Origin of the sequence: Bacillus sp. SRB_8 (genome assembly GCF_003264205.1) — a bacterium.
Classification (GTDB): domain Bacteria; phylum Bacillota; class Bacilli; order Bacillales; family Bacillaceae_G; genus Bacillus_A; species Bacillus_A mycoides.
The window spans coordinates 1-1546 of the sequence record NZ_NADT01000083.1 but is presented as its reverse complement, the minus strand read 5'-3'; the positions used below and the strand labels follow the sequence as shown (position 1 = coordinate 1546).

The following is a 1546-nucleotide window of genomic DNA, read 5'->3' as shown; positions in this document are numbered from 1 at the left end:
TAACGTCGCATTATCGATAGCAAATAAAAAAGTGCCCCATTACAATATATGAACTGTACCCCGAATCATGGACACTTAAAAAAAGCCCCATGATTCGGGGTTTTTGTGTATTTTTATCAAAAAACCTCGTTATAATGGAACCAACGATAGAAATGAGGTACGGAGAATGGGTAAAATTATTTTTAACGAAATTCAAATGAAACAGCTAGAAAAAAATAAAAATGTATTAAAAGCGTCGGACCGTTCGATTAGCTATTGTTCAGATTTCAAAGTAAGAGCGGTAAAAGAAAATCAACAAGGAAAAGGTCCTAGCCAAATCTTTTTAGAGAATGGGTTTGACTTAGCTGTGATCGGTGAGAAGAAACCAAAACAATGCTTGAAACGTTGGCGAAGAACCTTTGAACAATTTGGTGAGGAAGGCTTTTATACAGAACGCCGCGGGAAAGGAAGCACGGGACGCCCTTCGGAAAAACCCCTCTCTTCTGATGAAAAATTAAAGAAAGCGGAAGCACGTATTGCGTTTTTAGAAGCGGAATTGACATTCCTAAAAAAGTTAGACGAACTCGAAAGGCAGGCGTTACAGAAGAAGCGTTAACACCACGAGAAACATACACACTGATTGAACAAACCATACGTCGATTCCAATTCCCACGTATGGTGCGTTACCTTTGCACACTGACTGGGGTAAGTCGGAGTGGATACTATGCGTGGCTTCATCAGACAGATAAACAGCTGGAAAAAGAACGCAATGATGAAACAGATTATGAATGGATCCAAGAAATTTTTAATCGAAAAGGGAAAACATGTGGTGGTCGTTCTATCAAAATGGTGTTGGAAAAGACAAAAGGAATTTGTATGAATCTCAAGCGTATTTACCGTATTATGCGTAAATATAACCTTGTGACAAAGATTCGCCGAGCGAATCCTTATAAACACATCGCAAAAGCGACACAAGAACATAAAACATGTCCGAACCTTTTAAAACGCCAATTCAATCAAGAAGAGCCTGAAAAAAGTATGTTAACGGATATTACCTATTTATTTTATGGAAAAGGAAAGAAGGCTTATTTATCATGTGTAAAAGACAGCGCAACACGAGAGATTTTAGCCTATCATGTCTCTTCCTCTTTACGAATGGATATCGTCTATCAAACATTAGATAACTTGAAAGAGAGATTAGGAGAAGTCATTCATCCTGAAGCGCTTCTACATTCAGACCAAGGTATTCATTATACACACCCTGAATTTCAGAAACGTGTAAGAGAAATGGGGATCAGACAATCTATGTCCCGTAGGGGCAATTGTTTAGACAATGCACCAATGGAATCCTTTTTTGGTCATATGAAAGATGAATTAGATTATAAAGATTGTCAAACCTTTGAATCCCTTGAGCTCAACATAAAGGATTATATGGAGGAGTATAATTATAATCGTTATCAGTGGACATTAAAAAAGATGGCTCCGATCGAATATCGGAACCACCTTTTAAGTGCTTGATTTTTCAGGGCTTTTTTATTAAACTGTCCATTTTATAGGGTACAGTTCA

At 37.6% G+C, this 1546-nt stretch carries 1 protein-coding gene; it reads left to right on the top strand.

Annotation, left to right across the window (positions count from 1 at the left end; translation table 11 throughout):
- Positions 1–166: 166 nt before the first annotated feature.
- A protein-coding gene (locus tag B5P40_RS31615) for an IS3 family transposase (protein ID WP_087944740.1) occupies positions 167–1497 on the top strand; the annotation gives its coding sequence in 2 pieces (ribosomal slippage) (positions 167–554 and positions 554–1497; 1332 coding nt in all).
- Positions 1498–1546 lie beyond the last annotated feature (49 nt).